This is a genomic window from Streptomyces sp. ID05-39B (assembly GCF_033794725.1).
Taxonomy (GTDB): Bacteria; Actinomycetota; Actinomycetes; order Streptomycetales; family Streptomycetaceae; genus Streptomyces; species Streptomyces bobili.
Genome location: NZ_JARGEF010000465.1, coordinates 1 through 2435 on the forward strand (window position 1 = coordinate 1; position 2435 = coordinate 2435).

Sequence of the window (2435 nt, forward strand, 5' to 3'; positions counted from 1 at the left end):
AACAAGAACCCCAAGCCGTTCGTCTGGACGAAGACCGCAGACGACATCCTCGACACCCTCGCCGCATACTGCACACGAATTAACGACTCAGGACACTAGCCACCCGCATCCGAGAAACGAGCGACTCATCTGGTGCGGGCGCTGGGTCGATCGACGCCTTCTCGCCTGCCAGGCGCCGACTCGCCGCTCGCTACCAGTAGTGGTGTTGCCGCCAGGCCCCACGAAGCGTTTCGGCGACGAGACCGGCTCGCTCGTAATTTGGCTGCGGTCTGCCGCGGGAAGAGGCACCGGTGGTCGATCAGCTGGGACAGCAGCACGGCTGGCAAGAGCGTCCGTCCGGCTCGCCCGCCCCTTGGCCCTTGACGCCCAACGTGCGGCATTCAGCGAGAAACCCGGTCGTCTGGCCGACTCGCCCTGGCCCGGTCGCCTTCGCCCGCCGAAGTATGCGGATGCCAGCACCCGGCACCCCCCGTTCCTTCCGCACTGCCGCAAACAACCTGCGGCCCAACCTTCAAACCCGCTCACTCTCGAAGAACGGATCACCTGATCTCCATGCGCAGACTGATAAGCACCCTTGCCCCGGCAACCGCTCTCATCTCCATTCTCGCCGTCACTCCACAAGCTGCGGCAGAAGACCACACCCCCTCGAGCAAGAACATGGTCGTTACCGGGACCGATGTCGAGTTATCGGAGAGCGGCGCCCGCGACCCCGAGACGCTCGCCGTCGCGGCCGCGAACCCTGCTGCCGTCAGCGCCACCGCCACACTGTGCGGCTCCGGATACGAGCTCGCGAGAGCCGTGCGTCTCCCGGATGCACGCCGATTCGGCACCCTATTCACGTACATGAAAAGTTCGACCAGCGTGGCAGGAGCCTGCGCAGTCTTCGACAACGACCTCGCCGCGGCGAAAAAGATGAAGTTGAAGCTGTGTCCGAACAAAGCCGGCGTGGCCTGCAAGGTGGACGAAGGAACCTTTTCTCAGTACGCAGGCCTGGTCAAGTACGAGACCAATGATGTGGGCGGCTGGATCGACTGCTCTCCGGTGACCGCAATCATGTGGTCGGACGGTGTCGCGATCATCGACCGAGTCATAAACGTGTCGGAGTGCGACTGATCATGCCCAATCTACTGCGCACCAGACCGCACATCGTCGCGGCCATTGCACTCCCGATCGTCCTTCTGCTGGGTGGGTGCGGGTCAGAACACACCAACAAGCCGCAGGGCAGCGCCAGTCAGGAAGAGACTCGGCTGGTCGGGGGCGAAGGTTCCGCGAGCCCGCCAGCAGAAGGATCCCCAACTCCTACCTCATCCGGAATCTCGAAAGCAGGAAACACGGAAGCGGCCGACAGGGCGGAGCGGCAGCGAATTGAGGCAGCGCCTCCTGGCGACGTCATTACCCCTTCGTCCGTGACAGGAATCCCGCAGGGTGGAGAACACTTCGGAGTTCCTGTAATCCAGAAGGACGACTTGACGGTGTACACGCCAAAGTTTCGCGGCGACACCATGATAATTCCGATTAAAATCATCAATAGTGGCGACAGTCGCGCCTACTACCGCTTCACCATTCGTGTCACAGGCGCGAACGGATACGACGCAACAACGGGCGCGTCGATGGACGTCGTCGGCCTGTATCCAGGCACCTCGCGGTAACGGACGCCAGCCACAGGCCGCCTACGCGTCCCCGCATTACCGTCGAGCGGCTTGAACGTACAGAGCATGCCCCTTCCTGATCACCGTTCGCGGACCGCGCCCGCACTGGCGCGGTCCGCACGGCAGCGACAAACCGGAGCGCCACAAACCGGTGCAGAGCTGGAACGCGGCACCGCTCGAACCCGGCCGAGGGTTCGGGCGTAGCGATTACCGGTGGTTCGTTAAATCCGGCGGTGGTGTGGGTTGACGACGGGTCGAGTTGGTCGTAGGCCGGTGATAGGGGCCAACTGCCGTGTGGGGGCTGAAGATGACCGCTCGCCGTCCGTGTCCGCCTGCGCCGGGGCCGCTGGAGGACTACGCGGCCCGGTTCGACGACCTCTTCTTCAGCTTGGCCCAGCGGCGGGGGTTCCTGTCCGAGCAGTGTGAGCAGGCGTAACAGGGTGTCCTTCGCTGCCGGTGTCCCCAGCGCGTGGGCGAGCCGGCTGCCCGCTCGCCCGGCCAGCGCGAGGGCGATCGAGGTCAGGGTCCCGCGCATCAGCGGGGTGTAGCGGGCGTGTGGGCTGGTCAATCCGGTGACCTGTTCGGCGAACGTCACCGCTGGGCAGACGTCGTTGAGGCAGCGGAACCGACGTACCAGCAGCTCGATGACCACCCGGGTGCCGCTGACCGCTGCGTCGGACATGCGCCGCCGGTACCGGCCATGCACACGACCGGACCTGCGATGACAGCGCGAGCACGCAGCATCAGCCGCCCGGACTCGGGCGTGCATCGTGATCTCGCGGGTCG

General features: G+C 64.7%; 3 protein-coding genes. 2 read left to right on the forward strand and 1 reads right to left on the reverse strand.

Annotated elements, in window-relative coordinates; genetic code table 11:
• Positions 1–552: 552 nt before the first annotated feature.
• Positions 553–1113 carry a hypothetical protein gene (locus tag P1P75_RS41105; protein WP_319265046.1) on the forward strand — a complete coding sequence of 187 codons (561 nt, stop codon included), beginning with the start codon at positions 553–555 and terminating at the stop codon, positions 1111–1113.
• A 2-nt stretch (positions 1114–1115) separates the two neighbouring features.
• Positions 1116–1649, forward strand: coding sequence for a hypothetical protein (locus P1P75_RS41110; RefSeq protein ID WP_319265048.1), 534 nt, complete (start codon positions 1116–1118; stop codon positions 1647–1649).
• On the opposite strand, the gene P1P75_RS42125 is transcribed toward P1P75_RS41110, so the two are convergent.
• Positions 1570–2418 carry a transposase family protein gene (locus tag P1P75_RS42125; RefSeq protein ID WP_369076358.1) on the reverse strand — a complete coding sequence of 283 codons (849 nt, stop codon included), beginning with the start codon at positions 2416–2418 and terminating at the stop codon, positions 1570–1572. The genes P1P75_RS41110 and P1P75_RS42125 overlap by 80 nt on opposite strands.
• Positions 2419–2435 lie beyond the last annotated feature (17 nt).

What these genes read in the sequence shown, in the direction of transcription:
- P1P75_RS42125 (WP_369076358.1), bottom strand. Translation starts at nt 2,418, where the DNA reads ATGCACGCCCGAGTCCGGGCGGCTGATGCTGCGTGCTCGCGCTGTCAT.
- P1P75_RS41110 (WP_319265048.1), top strand. Translation starts at nt 1,116, where the DNA reads ATGCCCAATCTACTGCGCACCAGACCGCACATCGTCGCGGCCATTGCA.
- P1P75_RS41105 (WP_319265046.1), top strand. Translation starts at nt 553, where the DNA reads ATGCGCAGACTGATAAGCACCCTTGCCCCGGCAACCGCTCTCATCTCC.